The following is a 21,680-nucleotide window of genomic DNA, read 5'->3' as shown; positions in this document are numbered from 1 at the left end:
TGTTCGCCGGCGTCGACACACGACCAGGCTGCGGTCGTGGTGTAGTCGGCGGCAAGTGAGAACAGCCGCTGCTGGGTGCGCTGGGTGGCGGCCTTTGCCTGGAGCATGAGCACTTCTCGGGCGCCGGCTAGCGCGGCCCGCTCCAGGGTGTCGTGGCCGCCGCGCTGATTGTCGAGAGCCAAGAGGGTGTCGAGCTGCTGCCGCAGCCGCACGACGTCGCTGCTGCCGACCGCGGGCGCGGCTCCGGCAAGGACCACCGAGCTTACGGCGCAGGACACGGCGTTGAGGAAGGTGCGGCGGTGCACTCGGTCCTCCGGGGCGGGGCGGTTCTTGCGGCGGTCGGGAGGTGCGAACCCTAAGAGGTCATCTCATTTGGCTACGTGTGGGGAATCCGCGACAAGTTGAGCCATCTCGCGCAGGCGGTGCCAGTACGCAGGGGGCGTCCGCTTCGCCGAGTACAGGTATGGGGCGGTAGAGCTCGGCCCACACGCGGCCTTCGTCCACTCCGAGAAGCGCCGGTGGGCCGTTGCTCCTGATGGTCCGAACGACGCGGATGGCAACTGCTGCCACGTGCAGCCCGACGTGGCCACGAACACGATCGCGGCCAGCACTTCCCGGTCGCCATGCCGGCGTCGGCCACCACCCTGAGGCCGCGACGGCGCCTCCGGCACCACACGCTGGAACAGCTCCCACAACTCGTCCGGCACCAGCCGCTCAACAATCCCCACCACGACCGACAGGCTACCGACCCGGCCAAATGAGATGATCTCTAAGCCTCTCGGAGCCTGCCTGGCCTGCCCGCATCCGCGCAACGAGCGCAGGATTCCGGCAGTCCGCGCGACACAGCTCCGACACAGTACGCGCATCCTTGGAACCCCCCGTCGGCTCCCGCGCAGGTCAGATAGCATGCAGGACATGATCGGCACAATCACTCCGGAGCCGTGTGCGTAGGTTCGAATCCTGCCGGGGGCACTTCGCAGGAAGTGCCCAAAGACCCCGCCACCAGCGCTTTCGCTGAGGACGGGGTCTTCGCGTATGTGCAGGCGCCTGCCGCTCGGAGCGGGCGTATGTCGGGGGTCCGCAGATCCTCGACGTGGGCGTCCCCTCAGCCGGCAGCTTTGGCGATGATGCGGTCCATCTCCTCCCGGCCGAAGGCCCGCAGCGTCGTGCTACGGACGTTGCCCAACCCTCCGACCTGTAGGAGCACTGCGGTGGCGGTCTCGTCGTCGGGCGCCTCGACGACTGCCACGAGGTCGTACGGACCGACCGTCCAGTAGAGGTTCAGGACCTTCACCCCGAGCTTCTGCGCCGCTGCGGCGAAGGCCTCGGCGCGTTGCGGGGTGTCCTTGTAGCCGCGGATCCCCTGGTCGGTCCAGTTCAGCAGCGCAACAAATGTAGGCATGATCCTTTACCTCTGTGAGGAGACACAACGCATCACGGTCAACTCTGGGCATGAGGCGCGCAATGTGCATGAAAGGCGCATCTGAACGAGTGAGAGGAGCCATCGCTTCCTCGAGCGGCAGGCAGCCCGTCAGCACAAGTAGTGCGGCTTCCGCCACCACTGCGTCGCCACCGACGGCAGCCGAAGTGGTTCGGTTCGGAACTCGATTACGCGCCGGTCCCGTCCTTCAGCAGGCCCGGCACATCCGCGAACGAATCCAGCACATGGTCCGGTGTCCCCGACGCCGCCTCGTGTGTCTCCCGGCGGTACTTTCCCGTCTTGACCAGGACACCCGTCAGCCCGTTGCGCTGGGCTGCGAGGACGTCCGACTCGATGTCGTCGCCGACCATCAGTGTCTCGGAGGCAGCGGCGCCCACGCGGGACAGGGCCGTCGCGAAGAACGCGGCGGCGGGTTTGCCGATGACCTCCGCCTCGACGTCCGCTGCACGCTCCAGGCCCAGCAGGAAGGCGCCCGTGTCGAGGGTGAGGTCCGACTCCGTGCGCCAGTAGAGGTTGCGGTGCATGGCCACCAGGCGGGCGCCCTGCCGGAGGTGGGCGAACGCACGGTTGAGGGACGCGTAGTCGAACTCCGGGCCCGCCCCGCCGACGACCACCACGTCGGCAGGGGCGGGGTCATCCGGCTCGATCAGCGTGACGCCCGCGAGGCCGTCGGCGATGTCGCCGCTGTTGAGCAGCAGACAGCGCGCGCCGGGAAAGTGCTCGGTGAGGTACACGGCGGTGGCGGCCGGCGCGGTGAGGACGTCTTCGGCGGTGACGGGAAAGCCGGCCTGCGCCAGGACCGTCGCGATGGAATCGCGCGTGCGGGACGTGGTGTTGGTGAGCAGCGCCAGCGGTACGCGGTGCTCACGCAGATGTCGCATCGCCTCGACCGCACCGGGCAATGGCTTCCAGGAGACGGTGAGCACCCCGTCGATATCGATCAGGACCGCGCCGACCCGTTCCATGCAACGACCGTACCGAGGCCGGTCCGCTCCGGCAGCTCGGCCGCCCGCCCCGCCCGGAGCACGCGTAGTCCATGCCGGCACTGTGATCATGCCGCAACTGCGGCCCCGCCTCGCGCTACTCCGGGTTTCGGGCAGCTCCCGTACGGATGGCCAAAAGAAGCCCATTGCTCGGATCAACCCCGTGACGGAAAAGAGACCTGCACCTACCTAGCGGTAACAAGACGCGACGTGCCAGATTCCGCATGCCACCGGCCGGAGGCTCCCCCACCCGTACGCCACATCCTCGTCGAGAACGACCGGAAATCGCTCTCTTCCGTGGCCAGCAGCAGGAGTTCGCCGTGTCTGGATTCCGTCTGTTCAGAGTGATGCCACTGACCGCCCGCCGTCAGCGGTGGCTTCGGGCCGCCGTCGCCGGGCCGCTCGCCTTCTGTGGCCTCGTGGTCGCCGGGGCCGGGACCGCGCAGGCCGGGCCCGGGAGCGGAGCGAGTGCGATCGTGGCGCTCGGGGACAGTTACATCTCCGGTGAGGCCGGGCGGTGGCAGGGCAACAGCCTCACCAACGCAGGCAGCAGGGACGGCACCGACCGGGCCTGGACCGGGACCGCGTACGACCCGACGCGGGTGTACGGGACGACCGCCGTGAACGGGTGCCACCGGTCGGACTCCGCGGAGGTGCGCAGCGCCACCGGGACGACCCAGGCGCTGGTGAACCTCGCCTGTTCCGGGGCGACGACGCAGAACGTCTTCCGGGCGTCCAGCGGGGGCACGTGGTTCAAGGGTGAGGCGCCGCAGGCGGACCAACTCGCCGCCGTGGCCGCGAGGTATGACGTCAAGGTGATCGCGCTGTCGATCGGCGGCAACGACCTCGGGTTCGCCGACATCATCACGACCTGCGCGAAGGACTACATCCTCTACTACTCGTACTGCCACGACGATCAGCAGGACGTCGTGGACGCGAAGATCGACACCGTGATGGCGAACGTCGGCAAGGCCGTCGACGAGGTCCGCGCGGTGATGTCCGGGGCCGGATACGCGGCCTCCTCGTACCGGATCGTGCTCCAGTCGTACCCGTCGCCGATCCCCCGGGGCAGCGAGAACCGGTACGCGGAGAGCGGCTGGTCGCGGGTGAACACCGGCGGGTGCCCCTTCTGGAACCTGGACGCCGACTGGGCGCGCGACTCGCTCGTGCCGCAGCTCGCCGACCGGTTGAAGGCGCTGGCGGCGGCGAAGGGCACGCAGTTCCTGGATCTGCGGGACATGCTCCAGGGCCGCGAGGTCTGTGCGAAGGCCAGCCGCCTGGTGACCGCGACGCAGCCGCCGTCGGCCTCGGCCAGCGAGTGGACGCGGTGGATCGACAGCGACGGCACGCAGGGGCCGGTGCAGGAGTCCGCGCACCCCAACTACTACGGGCAGCTGGCCCAGGGGCGCTGCCTTTCGCTGGTCTACGCGAAGCCGGCGGGCGACTACAGCTGCCGCAACACGGCCGGGACCGGGGCCTCGGGCATGTATCTGACGGCCCTGTCCGGGACGTCCTGACGGTCACCAGCCGCACGGGAGCCCGGCGGGGACCGTCCCCGGGTCGGCTCGCCGGTACCAGGCGACAGGTCGATGAGGTGGGTGCGCGATACGCCATCGGCGTCGCCCGTGACCAGGCAGATCCGGTCGGGACAGGCCCAGGCGGCCTCGGTCAGGGCATGACTGGAGGCGTCGCCGTTGAAGTGGCCGACCGGCCGGCGGCGGGTGGTGGGCCCCGTACCCGGTCCACGTGGACCAGCCAGTACGGGTCGATCACCGCCGCGCCCTCCTCGACGACGAGGCGGCGGTCGGAGCGGCCCGGCGCCGGGCGTTCAGGATGGTCTGCGTGGCGGCGCCCTGGACGAGCAGGAGCGAGAGCGGCCCGCCGAGGACCACGGCGGCGCCGGCCGTCAGGGCCGTCGCGACGCGCACGACGGCGTGGCGGACGCCGACCAGCACCGCGGCGGTGAGGGCGGCCAGGACCAGCCAGCCCAAGAGCAGGGGGATGGTCGAACGCCTGCGACAGGATCAGCAGGCCGCCCTGCCGGGCGGACCATGCGCCGGTCAGCGCCGCCGTCACCAGGATCGCCGCGGCTCCCACGAGAGCCCGTACGGTCGCCCGGCGGCGCCGCTCCGTCATCTGTGCCATGCAGTCCCCCGACCTCAAGCGTCGGCGGACGTATGGCAGTCGGTCAGGATCAGGCGTTGGGCCGCTTGCCGTGGTTCGCGCCCTTCTTCTTGCGGGCGCGTCGCTTGTTGCCTCGCTTGGACATGGCACATCTCCCTCTTTCGGGGCATATCGGGCGCTCGCCAGTCTAGGTTCGGGCCGTGGCTGCCGCATCAGCGCCCGCAGCCCCGGCCTGCGCCTCCCGCGCCAGGCGCACCGGTGCCGGCGGCGCCGCGTAGGCCAGGCGGCGGTGGGTGCGGCTGAGCATCAGGCGGGCCATGAAGGGGTGGAGGCGGCGCACGACGGCCCAGTAGAGCCTGCCGCGCAGGTTGTGGATCCGGACGACGGTGGTGAGGGTGACTGTGTCGTCCTCGATCAGCACCGAGGCGCGGAAGTCGAGATGGCTCGCGTCCTCACCGAGCAGCAGCTCGTCCGGGGTGCTCGCCCTGACCTCGTACGGAAGGACATCGCGCCAGGCGGCGGGGGCCTTGGGCATGCCGGGGTCGAGCGGGAGCTGCCAGGAGTCGGTGAAGTCCGGTGCGCCGAAGGCCCGTCGGGCGAGGACGGCCGCCGCCGGGAAGGCCACGGCCTTCGGCCGGTACCAGACGGCCCGCCGCATCAGGCGCGTCCAGCGGCTCCAGCGCGCGGGCCGCAGGGGCGCGTCGGGGGTGGCGGCGCGGACGACGTTGTCGAGCAGTTCCTCGATCATCACGTCGTGCATCGGGCGGATGGCGAGCGACCAGAGCAGTGCCTGCCGGAGGTTCTGCTTCTGCTCCAGGACATGGGTGACGCGGCAACGGCCGGCGTCGAGGCGCTCCACGGTGAGGGCGTGGTGGCCGTTGTCCGGCGGCGGGAAGTCGAAGCGGATGCCGCGGCCCGGGTCGTAGGCGGTGACCCGGTACTTCACGAAGCCGTGGCCCCCGTCGGCGCCGACACCGAGCGGGCGGTCGAAGCGGATCGGCGGCCAGACGGGGCTCGGGCTCAACGGGTCGTCCGGCGACGAGAGGCGGTCGAGCAGGGCGCCGACCACGTCGGCCGGGGCTTCGACGACGCGCTCGTGGACATTGCGTTCCGCGCGCATGGCGCACCTCCATACGGTGGCGTATGTTCAACCGTACGGTAGCGTACGGACATGCCGCACGCAGAGAAAAGGAGCAAGCGGGAGCAGGGACGCCGACGGCTCACCGTGCGCGACTGGGCCGACGCCGCGCTCGCCGCGATGGCCGAGCGCGGGCTCGCCGCCGTCGCCGTCGAGCCCCTCGCCGCGCGGCTCGGCACCACCAAGGGCAGCTTCTACTGGCACTTCACCAACCGTGAGGCGCTGATCGAGGCGGCTCTTGAGCGCTGGGAGGAGATCTGCACCGAGGAGATCATCACCGCCGTCGAGGCCGAGCCCGACCCGGAGCGGCGGCTGCGCACCCTGTTGCGGCAGGCGACGACGTCGGCCGCCGACGACCCGCTGGAGGTGTCGCTGCTCGCGACCGCCGCGCACCCCCAAGTGGCCGCGGTCCTCGGGCGGGTGACGGAGCGCCGGGTCGGGTACGTGGCGTGGCTCTTCGAGGAGCTCGGCTTCCCGGCCGCGGAGGCGCGCACCCGCGGCCTGCTGGCGTACAGCACCTACCTCGGGCACACGCAGCTGGCCCACGCGGTGCCCCACGCCCTGCCACAGGGCGCGGAGAGGGACGCGTACCTGGAGTCCGTCCTGGACACCCTGCTGAGGCGGTAGTTGTTCTTTCGTGGGCCTCTCCCCGAACCGCTACGACCGGCAAGGCTCACCCACCGGGACGGGGGCGACCGGACGTGTCGTCACTGCCTGGCGATCGGCAGGTACCTGCCTTTCATCGGGCCGAGCACAGCGGAGCCAAGAATCTGCTCGGCTCGCCGTGCCATGTAAAGGTCAGCGCGTCTCGGGCACGGGTCGCGGCAACGAAGAGCAGGGGGCGGGAGCGGTGGAGCTCCCGTTGATGGCGTGTGGGGTCGGTGTGCTCCCGGGAGTCCACCGATGACCGCGGTACGAGCCCCTCGGACACTCCTGCGATGATCAGGCAGCGGTACTCCAGACCCTTGAAGCGGTACATGGTGCCGATGTGTAGGCCCTGGTCGCTCCGTGGTCCGTCCTGCGTGATCTCCGTGGCGGTGATCCCACGCTGCCCCAGGCGGTTGGCGAGCTGAGTGACCATGTCGTTGGTCGGGACACAGCTCACCGAGGACTCGCGGGGCACGTCGTGCCAGGCCCCGCGGCTGCTCGACGACGAGGTCCATCTCCTCCTCCCAGCTCCGCGCGCCGCGCAGCGACGGGCTCAACCCGTGGAGGACGCAGCGGTACCCGGCAAGATTGTCGGCGCTGCCGTCGAGGTCGACGTAGACCGCGTCGCCCAGTACGCGGATCGCGTCGCGGAGGATCTCCCGGGTCGTGCGGTAGCTGAGCGTCAGCCGGGAGGAACGGCCCCGGATGTGGACGCCGAGGCTGCCGAGCGTGACCTGGTTGTCGTAGATCCGCTGGTGTGTGTCGCCGACCAGGAAGATGTCGTCGGGCTCCGCCGGGACCATGGCGCGCAGCATCTTCCAGTGGGCGGCGCTGAGGTCCTGGGCCTCGTCGACCACGATGTGCCGGTACCGGTAACGCAGCCAGGCACCGGAGCCGGTCTCGACGTGGATGTTGTCCAGGCCGCCCCGTTCCTCCGCCCGCCCGTCGATCCTGGCGAGCGGTCTCCAGCCGTGCCGCCCGTGCCGCGACCTGGCGATGGGTCTCCAGCCCTTTGGTCTCCAGCCGCTGGGTGAAGCGTTCGGCGAGCTGCCAGATCCGGCGCGCTCGGCGCGTGTGACGCTGCGTCCCCGGTCGGCGCGACGGGCGGCGAAGTAGTCGCTCCGGGAGGTCACGGCCTGGCCGAGGATGACCTGATTCCACTCGTCGCTCAGGAACTCGGCGTTCCAGCGGGTCTCGCCCACCCCCCAGCAGCGGCTCCCGCCACTCGCGGAGCGCCGCCGTGTCGTCGATCCGCCGCTTCGCATTGCCCGGGGCGGCCTCGCTGACGATGCGGGTGGCCAACTGGTCGACGTGGGCGATGTCGACCCGGGCCAGCACGTCGGGGCCGCCGAGCGAGAGACGACGGGCCCCACCTGTGGCAAAGAACACACCGCGAGGGTGGGTGCCATCAGGTCGTTTTCCGGCCAACAAGCACCTCCCCGCCCACCCACCTTCACAGCAACCACACAGGCAATCCCGACCATGAACACACTGTGCAGGAGCACGATACCGACATATTGCCCGCACTCCACGTTCGCGCCATCGCGCTTCCCGCGCCGAAATGCTCTCTGTACTGGCCAGTTGGCTTGTGTCTATGGTGATCCCGTGTCTGATGGATCTTGACCACTCCGTCAGACGCGCGCACACATCAGTAGGCGGCCGGGGGAACAGTGCCGCCACGGGGAGGGATGGATCGTCATGCCGCGATACCGGCTTGCTGCTAAAGCCGCCTTGGTCGCCGCTGACTGCGCCCGCTGTCCCCGCGCCGGGACAGCGGACTGACCCGGCTCATCATCACCGCCCCCTCGGGCGGTCGCCCCCGCCTGCCCTCGCTCGCTACGAAGGACGATCCTTTGCGACTTGGGCCGGGGTTGTTCAACCCCAGATCCCGAAAATCCGCGACCCTCGCCTCTGCCGTCACGTCCGTCACCGCCATGGCCGTCCTCGGTGGCCTGGCCGTCCAGCCCGCTCCGCTCAGCCCGAACGCCGAACCGCGCATAGCCCCGGCCCGCGACTCGTACGAAGGCTATGACGCCAAGGCAGCCGCACAGCTGCGTGAGGACCAGTGCCTGGCCGGCGAAGCACTGCGCAAGGGCGGACCAAGCATGTTCGCCCTCGCTCAGGAGGCGATCGCGCTGCCGCCCGATCAGCTCCACAAGAAGCTCGAACGGGACATCTTCAACGACAAGACCCCGCTGCATCAGGCCTACAGAACGGACAGCGACAGCAAGGACCAGTGGGTCGACAAGGTTCAGAAGCAGGGGTACGCGTGGTCGAGTGCCACAAGCGGCCTGGAGTCCTACCCCGGCGAACCGCGCGACGCGAACAAGATCTACGACCGGATCGGGCTGCTGCCGTGGCTGTGGCAGTCGTACTCCAGTCCGGAGGAGGGGGTTCTCAACCCGTTCTGGGACCCGTCGCCCACCGCTGACGACAAGACGAAGGCCGCCGCGCTCGCGATCGGTGATCCGCTGTACACCACCGGAGGGACGCCGAAAGAACAGGAGGCGTGGGCGCTGTGGAAGAAGAACTCCGGGAAGGTCGAGCCCAACCAGTTCTTCGTTCCCAGGGTGTTCGCCGATGACGCCCGTATCTTCCTCGCCTCCGGCGGCTTCCCCCGCACAGCCCCGGCCCCGGGCACCCCGGAGTTCCGCATCGCGGTCGAGGACCTGAAGACCCGCTTCGCGTCGTGCGCGTGGCACGACCCGATCGACCCGAACCGGGTTCTCGGCAAAGAGGTGGCGCAGGCGTCCGCCGAATGGCAGCAGGAGATCGCCTCGCAGGCGACCCAGCGGCAGCAGATCCTCGGCGCCAGTTCCACCGCCACGAAGGCGTTGCAGGACGGCACGTTCGCCCTGGGGCAGATAGTCGGCCAGTCGTGGCTCGCGGACTACTACGCCCGCTGGCAGGACTACTGGTCCCCCGGCGGTGTGGGCTGGATCGGCGACAGCCATGTGACGATCGAGGTGCCGGGCGCGAACGGCACCTGCCTGGACGTTCAGGGCGGTGGCAAGACCAACGGCACACCGGTCCAGATCTACACCTGCAACGGCGGCGCGGCGCAGCAGTGGACCCTCGAGGGCAGTGAGGACGACCTCCACCTCCGCAACGTCGGCTCGCAGAAGTGCCTGGATGTGGCGGGGAACGCGTCGGCGAACGGCACGAAGATCCAGATCTCGGACTGCTACAAGTCCAAGGGGCAGTCGTGGAAGGGCGACGTCCGAGCCACCTCGCCCCTGAAGAGCCTCTCCACGGGCAGGTGTGTGGACCTGAGTTCGTTCACCAAGAGCACGGACGCGCGGCTGTGGGACTGCAAGGACGCCAGTGCGCAGAAGTTTTTGATCAAGCCGTCCGGGCACAAGGGCACCGACAGCCTGTCGTACCCGGAGAAGGCGCAGTTCGACAGAGCGAAGAAGAGCATCGCCGACACTCAGGCGGCGGCGAAGAAGCACCTGGCCACGCTCAAGACGCAGCTGGAGAACGCCAAGAAGTCGGCCACCACGTCCGATGCCGCCGAGCAGGCCGCGTACGGCATCGCGGATGCCGCTGGTGCGCCGCGGGGTCGTGGTCTTCTGGTCGGGCAGCAGAAGGCTCAGGTCACCAAGGGTGCCGTGGCCGCGCTCACGGCGATGGTGAAGGCCGGCGAGACCGCCGAGGCCGCCACCCGTGCCGCCGCCAATGACAGCGCGACGATCGCCCAGCGTGCGTTGGCTCAGGCCGCGCAGGTCAACGCGGAGTTCCGCAAGGAGGCCGCGCACAAGGCGGAGTTGCAGGCGAAGGCGGCTGCGGATGCGGCCAAGGTGCACCGGGACAACGCCAAGAAGGACAAGGAGACGGCCGAGGCCAAGCTGGCCGTGGCGGTGAAGGCCGAGGCGGACGCGAAGGCGGCCGCTGCCGAGGCCCACGCCAAGCGGTTGTCGGCGGAGGCCGAGGAGAAGACGGCCAAGGCGGAGAAGGAGACCGCGGCGGCCAAGCAGGCCGAGGCGGCGCAGCACCGCAAGACCGCCGAGACCGAGGCGTCCAAGGCGCAGTCGGCCAAGGAGAAGGCGGAGTCCGCCGAGGGCACCGCGGTCGCGAAGAAGACGGCTGCTGAGAAGGCCCGTGACAAGGCCCGCGATCTGCGGGACGACGCGTGGGACGCGGAGCAGAAGGCGAACGCGGCGCGCGCGAAGGCTGCGGCTAAGGAGGCGTTCGCGCAGGCTCACGAGTCCGACGCGAACGCGAAGGAGTCCCGGGCGGCGGCGGATGCGGCCGCGGCGCACGCGGATGACGCCGAGGCGGCCGCAGGCAGGGCCCGTACGGTGGCCGACGCCGCGACCCAGGCGGCGGCCGACGCGGACGCGGCGGCCACCCGCGCGGAGGCGGCCGCCAAGCGGGCGCGCTCCGACGCGGATGCGGCGCAGGCGGCGAAGCTGAAGGCGGACGCCGCGGTGCGGACCGCGACGAGCGCCGCCGCGGACGCGATCGACGCCTCCGAGCACGCCTCCGCGGAGGCGGCGGCAGCGGTCAAGCTGGCCAACGAGGCGGAGAAGGACGCGAAGGCCGCCAAGGCCCACGCGGACGAGGCGAACAAGGAGGCCGGCAAGGCGCTGGCGGCGGCGGCGAAGGCGGCGGGCTTCGCCCATGTCACCGCGCAGGCCGCCGCGAACGCCGGGAACGCGGCCGCCCAGGTCGCCAAGCCGGCCAACGACGCCATCCAGCTCGGTTCCCCGTACGTCACCACCGATTCGGCTGCGAGCCTGGTCGTGTTGACCGGACAGGCGTCGAAGTCCATCGCCGAGCAGCAGAAGGCCGTCGCCGACGCCCACGCCAAGAACGCGCAGGCCGAAGCGGCCGCGGCCGAGAATCTCGCCGCCCAGGCGCAGGGCGACGTGAAGGCCGCCGACCAGCATGCCGCGAACGCCGCGGGCCACGCGGTCCGTGCCCGTACCTATTCCAAGGAGGCCCTCGGCTACGCGGCCGAAGCCGCCACAGCCGCGTCCAAGGCCGCGGCGTCGCTGGCCCGCACGATCGAGTACGGCCGCCAGGCCGCCGCGGACGCCGCGGCCGCCGACCAGGCAGCCGGCCGCGCCGAGCAGCACGCCAAGGACGCACGCGCGGCGGCCACCCGCGCCGCCGAGGCCGCCACGGCGGCCGAACAGGCGGCGAAGGACGCCCAGAAGTACGCCGAGTCGGCCCAGCAGGCCGCCGAGTCCGCCGAGCGGAAGGCGGCCAACCAGCAGATCTCGACCGGGGCCGGCACCGGCATCGGCGGCACCTGGTACGTCGTCGACGAGGACAGCGTCAAGGTCACCGGCGCGAAGCAACTGAACGACTGCGTCATCGAAGTCGGCTTCGAGGGCTGCACCGTCACCTTCGACGTGACGTTCACGGCGACCGTCGACTTCTACCTCTGCACCAACCCCGAGGTGCCGGCCTCCGCGTCGGGCTGCCCGGCACAGGACACGCTGCTTCTCGAGACCAAGACCTTCCCGGGTCTGAAGAAGGAGGTCACCCGGTACTTCAGCAAGCTCGACCTGATCCAGCAGACGGTCGTCTACCAGCTGCTGAAGGCCGTCCTGGTCCAGGACTTCGTCGACTGCTGGCACGGCAGCGCCGGCGGCTGCGCCTGGGCGGCGTCCAACTTCATCCCTGGCAAGGCCTTCGCCAAGGTCGCCGAGGCGATCCGCGCCCTGGACGCCGCCATGCACACAGGGGTCGGCGTCACCGACGCATTCAAGGCCCTGAAGGCCCTGGACGTGAATCCGGAGACCCTCGCCGACATCCAACGGACTGTCAACACGTATGAGGATCTCCGCACCGCGTGCACGGTGAACAGTTTCCCCGGCGACACGCAGGTGCTCATGGCCGACGGGACCCGCAAGGCCATCAGTGAGGTACGCCGGACGGACGAGGTACTGGCTACCGACACCGCCACCGGCCAGTTGCGCGCGGAGCCTGTTCTCAGCACGTTCTGGCACGACACCGACCGGCTGGTGGACATCGGCGTCACCGGCGGTGGCCGTGTCGCCAGTACGGCCGGGCACCGCTTCTTCGTCGTCGATCGCGGCTGGACCGTGGTGTCCGATCTGCAGGTGGGCGACCGGCTCCGGACGCAGGACGGGACCGTACGGACGGTGACCACGCTCCGGGACCGGCGGGGTCTGACGGACCAGCGGGTGTACGACCTGACCGTCGACGACCTGCACACGTTCTACGTCCTGGCGGGTCGCTCCCCCGTGCTGGTCCACAATTGCAGTGACCTGGTCGCCGACGCGCAGAAGTTCCCCACTCAGGCTCACGTTCTCGACCAGCACGTGAACCCGACGCAGGCGGAAGCGCTCAGGCTCGCCGTGAACAAGAACTCGAAGAACAGCGTGTTCGTAGACCTCCAGACAGCTCAGCAGGTCGTCGACTACGCCTTGGCGAACAAGGCCACTGAGATCACCACGTGGCTCCGGGGCCGCGAGCAGCAGAAGACGCTGAGGGGGACTTTCGGAGCCAGGAATTCCCTCGGCTTCGTCGCCCACCCGGACGGCAGGACGATCACCCAGGCCGGCAACCGGTACGTGATCATCCTGAAGCGTGCGCCGGGCCACCGGTTCGGCTATTACGTCCATACCGCGTACCCGGAGTAAGGAGGAGACAGTCGATGGATCGGTCCACGGAGTTCACGTTCGGCGTCCCCTGGATCATGAGTTTTTTCCACCAGGACTGGACATTGAGCGCCTCCACGGCAGCGGCGGCCGTGGCCGATCAGTTCGTGGAGGAGCTCGAGCCGGAGGCGGTCCTGCTGGTCCGGCGCGATGCCAGGCTCCTCCTCGAAGGGCTACCGCCGGACCGGATCACCGAGCTGTGGCAGCAAGGCGTGGAGGGCGGAGAACGCTTCTACCACCGCGGCCGTGCCAGGGACGGTGCCGAGTGGATGCGGCAGGTGCTCGGCGTGTGTGACGCATGGCTCTCCCGTCGCTCGGACACCCCGACTCTCTCCGGCGCCGACCGCTTCGAGGGGAGAGACCTGGCCGATCAGGTCCTGTCAGTGGTGGAGGAGTTCCGGGCGGTCCTCGGCGAGGAGGTGACGGATGCGCTCGCCGAGTGCGTCCGCCACTGCAGTCCCGATCTCGCCTTCCGGCTGCTGCTGCAGGTCCTGCCCACGAAGAGCGCCTCGTTGTCCCCTGAGTACCTGCATCTGTCCGCAGAGCAGTACGCGAGGCTGGAGGCGCTCGGGGCGGCGCTCCGCTACGGCGAGTACGTTGTGAGCGACATCAAGTACCTCGTCGGCCCATAGGCCGGCAACCGGTTCGCTACGCGTCGGCCCGAACCCCTGCCAGGGGTGCGGGCCGACGTCATCATGCGGCCCCGGAAAGCGGTGCGTCCTACGTGACGGAGCTGGGGTTCGTCGCGATTCCGGCAGACAAGGCGGGTCGCCTGCCAGAGGAGGTTCGCAGCGGGTGCTTCCTGCGCAGGTTGGAGCCTCCCGGGAGGCGCTGACAAGGTCGGGCCACGCCCAGCTTCGCCCGGCCAGCTCGAAGGCCGTACCGTCATCGATGTCCCGGCCTGGCTCCCCGCCACGCCCCCGACCTGGAGACAGCGCGTCCGCTACGTCGCCATCGACATGTCGGCCACCTCCGCACCGCTTGACTTCAAGGACCCGTCATTTGTCCAAGATCGCGGCGAGGACGGGCCGTTCACCACGGCGGGCGTGACGATGAGGCCGAGTCAGAAGCGGTGCGGCGGGGCGGGTACGCCACACCCCACAGGGCGTTGACCACAGCGATGTTGGTGGCTGAGACCAGCGGGATCCGTTTACCCCGTGCGATCAAGTCGCGATGGCACGTTTGAGGACGGTGGTCTTCCCCGTTCCGGGCGGTCCCCATACCAGCCACAGTCCTTCACCCGTGCAAGCCCGACAAGCGAGGTCCTGAGCACGACAGAAGTGTCCCCGGGGGCAGGCCGACCGGTGCGAGCCGCCCAGTCCCCGCCTCACCACGCGCCATCAGACGGGCGAGCGGAGCGCCCGTGAGCCCGGCCATGCCATCTCGCAGCACCTTCACCAAGAAGCCGGTGGGCTGCGGTTTCATCCACAGGTGCGGGGTCGGCCGGATCCGCGAACTCGGCGACACGGACGCGCAGTGCGGTGCCGTCCTTGAAGACGTCCAGCACCGAGTGGCCTGCATCCACACCGTTCTCTTCCGGACCAGCCAGTCTCAGCCCCTCACCCTGGAGTTGGTCCGTTGCGACGTCCGAACCGCGGACGTCGACGACGTACTCCCCGGGTGTGCTGCCGCGTACTGCGCGTCCCACGGAACGCCAGCGCGGTTCGCGTGTGGGCACTCCTTCGTGCGCCACCCAGGCGTCCAGCGCCGAAACGACCTCTTCCTGCCAGCCCACGTTCCCCCGCCCACATGTCAGATCTTGTTCCCGTGGTATCAGGGCGTGACGGCGGTAGCCACGTTGTATCGCGCCAATGCGGAATTGGCTGTTCGTCGCTTGCGGACAAGAGGTCCCGGCAGTCGCCCGGACGTGGCGGAACCAGGGGAGAAGTATCCAGCTAGCGGGGTCCCTGAGGATGCCGCCCAATTAAGCACCCCACTGGCCGCTCAGAGTACGGATCAGCCATCAAGCCCGTCGTGTTCTCCCTTTGAACCACCGCACCGTGTCCATAGACGCCACCGAGGGGACCGACCTGATCCGGCCAGCGCCAGGGCCTGTAACAGGGGCGGGGTCTACGCCTCATCAGCGCCCGTTTGACCGGACCGCATGGGCCCCACACAAGGAGTCCGTTCTGGACACCCTGCTGAGGCGCTGAGGGCCGTCAGGCCGAACTGCGCCTGCGGGACGCCGTCTTCTTCGCCGCGGGCTCGGACGCCGTCTTGGACGCTGCCTTCTTGGTGGTCGTCTTCGCCGTGGACTTCGCCGTGGACTTCGCCGTGGACTTGGCCGACGCCGTCTTCTTGGCGGTCTTCGCCGTGGACTTGGCCGCCGTCTTCTTGGCCGCCGTCTTCTTCGCGGCCTGCGACGTCGACTTCCTCGCGCCGGACGGCTTGGACTCCCGCCGGCCCTTGATCGGCATGACCTCGGCGACCTCGCCCTCCCCGCCCCGCGCCTCCTTCGCCGCGCGCACGCTGTTCTCCAGCGCCGCCATCAGGTCGATGACCTTTCCGCCGCCACGCTCCTCGGAAGGCTCCGCCTCCGGCGCCGTGACCCCGCCCTCCACCTTCGCGGCGATCATGGCCTCGACCGCCTCGCGGTAGTCGTCGTGCAAGGACTCGATGTCGACCTCGCCGAGGGTGTCCATCAGTGCGTCGGCCAGGTCGAGTTCGGCTTCCCGTACGGTCACGTCCGCCTGGGGCGCCACGCTCTCGGGGGCCCGGATCTCGTCGGGCCACAGCAGGCCGTGCATGGTGATGACGTCGTCGACGACGCGCAGCATGCCGAGCCGTTCCCGGCCGCGCAGCGCGAACTTGGCGACGGCGACCTTGTCGCTGCGCTTGAGCGCCTCGCGCAGCAGGGTGTACGGCTTGGCGGCCGGCACCCCGTTGGCCGAGAGGTAGTAGGCCGCGTCCATCTGCAGCGGATCGATCTCGGAGGACGGCACGAAGGCGACGATCTCGATCGTCTTCGCCGTGGGCAGCGGCAGGGAGGCGAGGTCCTCGTCCGTGATCGGGATCATGACCCCGTCCGCGTCCTCGTACGCCTTGCCGATCTCGTCGTTCGTTACCTCCTTCTCCTCCAGCTCGCACACCTTGCGGTAACGGATCCGGCCGCCGTCGGCCTCGTGGATCTGCCGGAAGGACACCGAGTGGTTCTCGGTCGCGTTCACGAGCTTGACCGGGATGCTGACCAACCCGAAGGAGATCGCACCGTTCCAGATGGATCGCACGTTTTGTCCCTTCCATCCGGGATTCATGGGATTCTCATCGTATGACGCCGATCACGGAGGTGGATGGGCGGCGGCTGGCGCTCACCAATCTGGAGAAGGTCATCCACCCCGCCACCGGGACGACCAAGGGCGAGATCCTGCACTACTACGCCGTCACGGCCGAGGCGATACTCCCCCACCTCCAGGACCGTCCCGTCTCCTTCCTGCGGTATCCGGACGGCCCCGACGGCCAGGTGTTCTTCACGAAGAACCCGCCGCCCGGCACGCCCGACTGGGTGCGTACGGCCCCCGTCCCCCGGTCGGACGACCCCGGCGCCCGCCAGGTGGTCGTGGACGATCTGGCGTCGCTGGTGTGGGCGGGCAATCTCGTCGTGGAGTTCCACACGCCGCAGTGGCGGGCCGGCCGGCCGGCTGTCGCCGACCGCATGGTGTTCGACCTCGACCCCGGCACCCCCGCCGGTGTCGCCGAGTGCTGCGAGGTGGCGCTGTGGCTGCGCGAGCGGCTGGCGGCGGACGGACTGGACGCGTACGCCAAGACCTCGGGCTCCAAGGGCCTGCACCTGCTCGTGCCGCTCGTGCCGACGCCGTCCGAGAAGGTGTCGGCCTACGCGAAGGCCCTGGCGAAGGAGGGCGAGGCCGCGCTGCCGAAGCTGGTGCTGCACCGGATGACGCGCGCGCTGAGGCCCGGCAAGGTGTTCGTCGACCACAGCCAGAACGCCGCCGCCAAGACGACCGCCACCCCCTACACGCTGCGCGCCCGCGCCGAGCCCACCGTGTCGGCGCCGGTCACGTGGGAGGAGGTGGAGGCGCGGCAGGGGCTCGTCTTCCGCCTCGGGGACATCGCGGCGCGGCTCGACCGGTACGGGGAACTGCTCGGCCCGCTCACCGACCCGGACAGCGCCGGGCAGCTGCCGTGAGCGTGCCGCGGCCGCCGCTGAAGGTCGCGGCGGCGGAGTCGGTGACCGTTCTGCCGCGCGGGGCGGGCCTGGCGTACGAGCCCAAGTTCGACGGTCACCGGATGGTCATCTTCCGGGTGGGCGGGGAGGTGTTGCTGCAGGCCCGTTCGGGACGGATCGTCACGGCCGCCTTCCCCGATCTCGCCGAGGCGGCCGCGCGGCTGCCGGACGGCACGGTGCTCGACGGCGAGGTGGTCGTGTGGCGGGACGGGCGTACGGACTTCGCCGCCGTGCAGAAGCGGGCCGCGGCCACCGCGGGGCGGGCGCCGGGGCTCGCGCACAGCCTGCCCGCCTCGTACGCGGCCTTCGACCTGCTCGCCGAGGGCGGCGAGGATCTGCGGCGGCTCTCGTACGCCAAGCGGCGGGAGCGGCTGGTCGCGCTGGTGGGCCCGCTCGGACCACCGCTCCAGCCCGTGCCGATGACGCTGGACGTGGCGGAGGCGGAGACCTGGTTCCGGACGCTGCCCTCGATCGGTGTCGAGGGGCTGGTGGTCAAGCGGCTCGACCAGACGTACCGCAGTGGTACGCGGGCCTGGCGGAAGCTGCGGCACACGAGCAGCCGGGACGCGGCCGTGGTGGGCTTCACGGGCGGGGCGGCACGTCCGGCGTCGCTGGTGCTGGTGCTGCCGGACGACGACACGCCGGTGGTGTCGAGCCCGCTGTCCCCGGCGCTGCGGTCCCAGACAGGAGTTGCCCTGGCGGGGCGGGTGGGCGCCGGTACGGGCACGGCGGTCGCGGTGGGGGTGGGCGAGGTCGGCTACCGGACCGTCGAGGCGGGGCTGACCGCGGAGGTGGAACAGCGCACGACGCGGCACACGGTCACGACGGTGGTGCGGCTGCGGCTTCCTGAGGAATTGGATTGATCAAGTTTGACTAGCATCCCGGCGGGGCAGCACCTTCGGACGGATCGCACAGTCACGTGTGAACAGTTGAGGAGACAGAGTGACGCAACTGCCCGAAACCGGATACACCCCGACCGCCGAGGAGCTGGCGAGCATCCAGGAGTGGTTCGCCGCCTACGACGAGGCGAGCGCCAAGCGCGAGGTCGACCGGATGGCGGACATGGCCGTCTTCCCGCTCAACCTGGTCAGCGACGACTCGGCGGGCAACGGCGCCTCGGCACAGTGGGACCGGCAGCAGTTCGTACGGACGATGACGCACGTGATGGGCGACGGCGGCGACGACATGGCCTTCGAGTCGGTACGGACGCCGGTCTTCCTCTCCCCCGCCATGGCCGTGGTCTTCACGGACTCGGCCATGACCATGGACGGTCACACGCAGCAGCTGCGGTACGCGGATGTCCTGATCCGGCGGGACGGCCGGTGGGCGTTCCAGACGATGATGCAGGGCGGCTGGGGCGACAACCTGCGCTGAGACGGAGCCGCGCGGCGGTCGCGCGTCTCAGACGGCCAGCCAGGTGCGCCGGTCCCGTGCCGCCGCGTACAGCGCCTCGACGTCGGCCGGTTTCAGCACGCCGCCGAGCCGGGCCAGTGCGGGCACCTCGTCGTCCCGCAGGACGCGGATGTCCTGCGGGACGGACCGCGTCTCCAGCCGCGCGGCGCCCACCACGGCCAGCACCGGGCGCACCGCCGTGGCCAGCGCGTGGGCGGCGCGCTCGGCCCGGCGGCGCGCCGCGCCCGCGTACCCGTCCCCCGGTCCGCGGCCGACCCGCACGACGGGGCCGAGGACACGGACCCGTGCGCGCTGCGCGGCGAGGACCTGCACCGCGAGGACCCCGCCGGGGCCGACGGCGAGGTGGTCGATGCGGTCGGCGCCCGGCAGCGGTACGCAGTGCACGGTCCGCCAGCCGGCGGACTCCAGCCGGTCCAGCGCCTCGCCCAGCCGCTGCTGTGCGGCGAGGTCGGCCCGGCGCGGGTCCCGGCGCAGCCGGGACAGGGCCGGCGCGGGCCTCAGGTCCAGCTCGGCGTGCAGGGCCTCGCCGGGGCGGTTGGGCGCGAGGTCGTCGTCGGGGTGAAGGGCGAGCCGGGCGAGGTCCGCCGGGGAGGGGACGGGCGGCGGGCCGACGGTGAAGTCGCCGGTGACACAGGGTGCCAGGGCCGCGAGCGCGGCATCCCTGTACTCCTCCAGAACCACACTGATCCGGCCGTTGTCAGGGTCGTACCAGGCGACCGTACGGCCGTCCGGAAGATTCACGTACAGCCTGTTACGGCCCCCTGCCCGCGCGGGCGTCACTCGCATTCCCCGCATGGCACCACCACCCCTGACCATGGGATCAGCCATGGCGGCCGGGGGCAACATCCCGGCGTCCGGCAAGCGGCGTGATACAGGTCGCTTCGCCGGGGTCGTGGGGCACACTCTCCCCAGACAAGGACGGACGCAGGGTTCCGGGAGGGGGCAATGGTGTTCGCGGGGATCGAAGAGGTCGACTGGGCCTCTCTGGCGCACGCCTACGGCCCGGCAGTCGATGTGCCGGAGTTGCTGCGCGGACTGGCCTCGGCGGATCCCGAGGAGCGTGAGCACGCGCTCGACGCGATGTACGGGTCCGTGCACCACCAGGGAGACGTCTACGACTCGACGCTCGCGTGCATCCCGTTCCTGATGGAGCTGGTGGCCGACCCCACGGTCGAGGACCGGGGCGGCATCCTGGAGCTGCTGACCAGCATCGGCGGCATCGACCTGGACGGCGACGACGAACTGGACCCGGAGGACGAGGAGTTCGAGGGGGCGGCGAACTACGCGATGGCGGCGTCGGCCGTGACGGCGGGCGCCGACGTGTTCCTGGCGCTGGCCGGGGACCACGACCGGGGGGTGCGGCTCGCGGCGCCGCTCGCGCTGGCGACGCTGCACAGCGATCCGGTGCGGGTGCTGGATCTGCTGCGGGAGAGGTTCGACCGGGAGACGGACAACGAGGTACGGCTGGCCTGCATCGACGCGGCGGGCCGGATAGCGATGCGGCACCAGTGCCTGACGCCCGACGTCGTCGCCTGGCTGATGACGATCGGCGGCCCGGCCTCCTGCGCGGGCCTGCGGCTGGGCGCGATCGCGCAGGTCGCCCGCTGCGCGCCGGCGGACCTGCCCGCCGACGTGGTGCCGTGGGTGACCGGCCTGCTGCGCGAACTGCGGGCGGGGCCCGTCGTGGCAGCCGCGGCGGCCGACACAATGGCGCCGCCGGTGCTGGGGCAGCCGCGCCAGATACGGGCGGCTGCCGCCGCGGGCCGGGTGGCGCCGTGGGCCGCGGACCTGCTGCGGACGCTCCACACCGGCCTGGGCGACCGCGTGGACGACCGGATCGCGCTGCTGGCGGACCAGTTGTGCAGCCCCGACCGGGGCCAGCGCATCGACGCCGTACGGATGAGCGAGGCGCTGCTGCGCACCCTGCGCGGCGCCTACGAGGAGCTGGTGGGCCTGATCGGCGAGCAGCTCGCCGACCCCGAGCCGCGGCTCCGGGACGCGGCGGCCTACGTGCTCAAGGGCCTGTTCCAGCTGGCGGAGCCGGCGGCGGACGCGCTGCTGGAGCGGGTGGTGGCCGATCCGCACGGCTGGGTGCGCGAGTGGGACGCCGGGCCGCCGACGCTCGGCTCGGCCGTCATGGCACTGGTGCGGGCGGGCGACGCGCGCATCGTGCCCGTGCTGGCACGGATCCTGGAGCGGGGCGAGGCACCGGGAGACCTGGGACGGTCGCTGGACCGGCTCGGGACGGCTGCGGCGCCGCTCGGACCGGCGCTGTGCGACCGGCTCGCGCGCGTGGCGCTCGACAACACGCTTCACGAGCAGGCCGGGCCGCTGCTGCACGGGCTGTCCGTCCTCCGGGCGGCCGACACGCTGCCCGAGGCGGTGCCTGCCGTGCTGCGGGTGCTGCGGGACGCTCCGGCGCACCGGCGGGAGGGGGTGGTCGAGTCGGCGCTGCGGGCGCTGACCGCCTTCGGCCCCGCCGCGCGCGAGGCCGTGCCGGAGCTGCGCCGGCTGGTGGCGGGACCGCACGCGGGTCGGGCCTGCGACGCGGGACTGCCCGCGGCGCTGACCGCGAGGGCCGCCGGTGCGCTGTGGGCGGTCGAGGGCGACGCGGACGCGGTGCTGCCGGTGCTGTGCGCGGTGCTGAACGGGCCCGACCCGGGGGCCCGGCGCACGGCCGCCGCCGTGCTCGGCAGGCTGGGCCCGGCCGGGGCGCCGGCCGCCCATCTGCTCGGCGGGCTGCTGTGGTCGGCGGAGCCGTGGACCCGGGTCGAGTCGGCAGCGGCTCTGTGGCGGGTGACCGGGGACCCGGTCCGGGCATGGCCGGTGCTGCGCCGGGCCTGGGGCGAACTGCCGCACGCCCGGGTGCCGGTCGCGGCGGCTCTCGCGGAGATGACGACGCGGGGCGCCGAGGGCGCGGACCGTCTGGTCGACCGCGAACTGCTGTCCGTACGGCGGCACAACGCGACCGACGCGGGCGCGGACGGCCATGACATCTTCACGGACGAGAGGCTGCTGGGCCTGTGCCGGCAGGCGGTCACGGGCGGGCCGTGACCGTCCGTGACCCGGCCGCCCGCGTACGCCGTGGCCCGGGGCGCGCCCCTCGCGGCGCGTG

The 21,680-nt window shown here is 71.0% G+C and carries 16 protein-coding genes and 2 pseudogenes; 8 read left to right on the top strand and 10 right to left on the bottom strand.

Translation table 11 applies throughout. The features are described 5' to 3' along the window. Nucleotides 1-468: 468 nt before the first annotated feature. The 3 genes and pseudogenes from ACWD0A_RS29915 to ACWD0A_RS29905 form a co-directional block, all read right to left on the bottom strand. Nucleotides 469-731 (bottom strand): annotated as a pseudogene (locus tag ACWD0A_RS29915) (transposase); the annotation flags it as partial. Between the two features lie 374 nt (nucleotides 732-1,105). Beyond that, nucleotides 1,106-1,402, bottom strand: coding sequence for a GYD domain-containing protein (locus ACWD0A_RS29910; RefSeq protein WP_451303119.1), 297 nt, complete (start codon nucleotides 1,400-1,402; stop codon nucleotides 1,106-1,108). 206 nt (nucleotides 1,403-1,608) lie between these two features. Further along, the gene (locus tag ACWD0A_RS29905; protein ID WP_451303117.1) at nucleotides 1,609-2,406 is read right to left on the bottom strand and encodes an HAD-IIA family hydrolase; all 798 of its coding nucleotides are present in this window, start codon (nucleotides 2,404-2,406) and stop codon (nucleotides 1,609-1,611) included. A gap of 338 nt (nucleotides 2,407-2,744) precedes the next feature. Between ACWD0A_RS29905 and ACWD0A_RS29900 the strand changes: the two genes are divergently transcribed. Further along, nucleotides 2,745-3,941 (top strand): GDSL-type esterase/lipase family protein, encoded by a 1,197-nt coding sequence (locus ACWD0A_RS29900; RefSeq protein ID WP_451303115.1) that lies wholly within the window; start codon nucleotides 2,745-2,747, stop codon nucleotides 3,939-3,941. 252 nt (nucleotides 3,942-4,193) lie between these two features. Here ACWD0A_RS29900 and ACWD0A_RS29895 read toward each other — a convergent pair whose 3' ends face one another. From ACWD0A_RS29895 to ACWD0A_RS29885, 3 genes are all read right to left on the bottom strand, one after another. Beyond that, nucleotides 4,194-4,415, bottom strand: a complete 222-nt coding sequence (locus ACWD0A_RS29895) for a hypothetical protein (protein WP_451303113.1) — start codon at nucleotides 4,413-4,415, stop codon at nucleotides 4,194-4,196. 203 nt (nucleotides 4,416-4,618) lie between these two features. Further along, nucleotides 4,619-4,693 carry a 50S ribosomal protein bL37 gene (locus ACWD0A_RS29890; RefSeq protein ID WP_373297613.1) on the bottom strand — a complete coding sequence of 25 codons (75 nt, stop codon included), beginning with the start codon at nucleotides 4,691-4,693 and terminating at the stop codon, nucleotides 4,619-4,621. Between the two features lie 42 nt (nucleotides 4,694-4,735). After that, nucleotides 4,736-5,668 (bottom strand): DUF2867 domain-containing protein, encoded by a 933-nt coding sequence (locus ACWD0A_RS29885; RefSeq protein WP_451303111.1) that lies wholly within the window; start codon nucleotides 5,666-5,668, stop codon nucleotides 4,736-4,738. A 51-nt stretch (nucleotides 5,669-5,719) separates the two neighbouring features. Between ACWD0A_RS29885 and ACWD0A_RS29880 the strand changes: the two genes are divergently transcribed. Further along, on the top strand, nucleotides 5,720-6,313 hold the full coding sequence (locus ACWD0A_RS29880) for a TetR/AcrR family transcriptional regulator (RefSeq protein WP_451303109.1): 594 nt from the start codon (nucleotides 5,720-5,722) through the stop codon (nucleotides 6,311-6,313). A gap of 112 nt (nucleotides 6,314-6,425) precedes the next feature. On the opposite strand, the gene ACWD0A_RS29875 is transcribed toward ACWD0A_RS29880, so the two are convergent. Further along, a complete protein-coding gene (locus ACWD0A_RS29875; protein ID WP_451303133.1) occupies nucleotides 6,426-6,665 on the bottom strand; it encodes a 3'-5' exonuclease in 240 nt (79 codons plus the stop codon). Nucleotides 6,666-7,134: 469 nt separating this feature from the next. Then, nucleotides 7,135-7,599, bottom strand: a pseudogene (locus tag ACWD0A_RS29870) (UvrD-helicase domain-containing protein); the annotation flags it as partial. Nucleotides 7,600-8,268: 669 nt separating this feature from the next. Here ACWD0A_RS29870 and ACWD0A_RS29865 point away from each other — a divergent pair. Both ACWD0A_RS29865 and ACWD0A_RS29860 read left to right on the top strand, forming a co-directional pair. Continuing rightward, nucleotides 8,269-12,951 carry a ricin-type beta-trefoil lectin domain protein gene (locus ACWD0A_RS29865; protein WP_451303107.1) on the top strand — a complete coding sequence of 1,561 codons (4,683 nt, stop codon included), beginning with the start codon at nucleotides 8,269-8,271 and terminating at the stop codon, nucleotides 12,949-12,951. Between the two features lie 14 nt (nucleotides 12,952-12,965). Further along, complete coding sequence (locus tag ACWD0A_RS29860) at nucleotides 12,966-13,601, top strand: hypothetical protein (protein ID WP_451303105.1); 636 nt, start codon at nucleotides 12,966-12,968, stop codon at nucleotides 13,599-13,601. 1,527 nt (nucleotides 13,602-15,128) lie between these two features. Here the strand turns inward: ACWD0A_RS29860 and ku are convergent. Then, nucleotides 15,129-16,196, bottom strand: coding sequence for a non-homologous end joining protein Ku (gene ku, locus ACWD0A_RS29855; protein WP_451303103.1), 1,068 nt, complete (start codon nucleotides 16,194-16,196; stop codon nucleotides 15,129-15,131). Between the two features lie 41 nt (nucleotides 16,197-16,237). Here ku and ligD point away from each other — a divergent pair, with 41 nt between their 5' ends. The 3 genes from ligD (at nucleotide 16,238) to ACWD0A_RS29840 (ending at nucleotide 18,526) form a co-directional block, all read left to right on the top strand. Beyond that, nucleotides 16,238-17,113, top strand: a complete 876-nt coding sequence (gene ligD, locus ACWD0A_RS29850) for a non-homologous end-joining DNA ligase (protein ID WP_451303101.1) — start codon at nucleotides 16,238-16,240, stop codon at nucleotides 17,111-17,113. After that, a complete protein-coding gene (locus ACWD0A_RS29845; protein ID WP_451303099.1) occupies nucleotides 17,110-18,015 on the top strand; it encodes an ATP-dependent DNA ligase in 906 nt (301 codons plus the stop codon). Before ligD ends, ACWD0A_RS29845 begins: the two co-directional genes overlap by 4 nt. A 79-nt stretch (nucleotides 18,016-18,094) precedes the next feature. Next, on the top strand, nucleotides 18,095-18,526 hold the full coding sequence (locus ACWD0A_RS29840; protein ID WP_451303097.1) for a nuclear transport factor 2 family protein: 432 nt from the start codon (nucleotides 18,095-18,097) through the stop codon (nucleotides 18,524-18,526). Between the two features lie 27 nt (nucleotides 18,527-18,553). Here ACWD0A_RS29840 and ACWD0A_RS29835 read toward each other — a convergent pair whose 3' ends face one another. Continuing rightward, a complete protein-coding gene (locus ACWD0A_RS29835; RefSeq protein WP_451303095.1) occupies nucleotides 18,554-19,360 on the bottom strand; it encodes a nuclease-related domain-containing protein in 807 nt (268 codons plus the stop codon). A gap of 153 nt (nucleotides 19,361-19,513) precedes the next feature. On the opposite strand from ACWD0A_RS29835, the gene ACWD0A_RS29830 reads away from it, so the two are divergent. Continuing rightward, nucleotides 19,514-21,619, top strand: a complete 2,106-nt coding sequence (locus tag ACWD0A_RS29830) for a PBS lyase (RefSeq protein WP_451303131.1) — start codon at nucleotides 19,514-19,516, stop codon at nucleotides 21,617-21,619. Nucleotides 21,620-21,680: the final 61 nt, after the last annotated feature.

It is taken from the genome of Streptomyces sp. NPDC002867 (genome assembly GCF_053591895.1).
Note: the sequence above shows the minus strand (reverse complement) of the source record. Positions and strands in the feature narration are given on the sequence as shown.

Coding starts and splice junctions, on each gene's coding strand:
- ACWD0A_RS29910 (WP_451303119.1), bottom strand. CDS start 1,402: ATGCCTACATTTGTTGCGCTGCTGAACTGGACCGACCAGGGGATCCGC.
- ACWD0A_RS29905 (WP_451303117.1), bottom strand. CDS start 2,406: ATGGAACGGGTCGGCGCGGTCCTGATCGATATCGACGGGGTGCTCACC.
- ACWD0A_RS29885 (WP_451303111.1), bottom strand. CDS start 5,668: ATGCGCGCGGAACGCAATGTCCACGAGCGCGTCGTCGAAGCCCCGGCC.
- ACWD0A_RS29880 (WP_451303109.1), top strand. CDS start 5,720: ATGCCGCACGCAGAGAAAAGGAGCAAGCGGGAGCAGGGACGCCGACGG.
- ACWD0A_RS29875 (WP_451303133.1), bottom strand. CDS start 6,665: ATGTACCGCTTCAAGGGTCTGGAGTACCGCTGCCTGATCATCGCAGGA.
- ACWD0A_RS29865 (WP_451303107.1), top strand. CDS start 8,269: ATGGCCGTCCTCGGTGGCCTGGCCGTCCAGCCCGCTCCGCTCAGCCCG.
- ACWD0A_RS29860 (WP_451303105.1), top strand. CDS start 12,966: ATGGATCGGTCCACGGAGTTCACGTTCGGCGTCCCCTGGATCATGAGT.
- ligD (WP_451303101.1), top strand. CDS start 16,238: ATGACGCCGATCACGGAGGTGGATGGGCGGCGGCTGGCGCTCACCAAT.
- ACWD0A_RS29835 (WP_451303095.1), bottom strand. CDS start 19,360: ATGCGGGGAATGCGAGTGACGCCCGCGCGGGCAGGGGGCCGTAACAGG.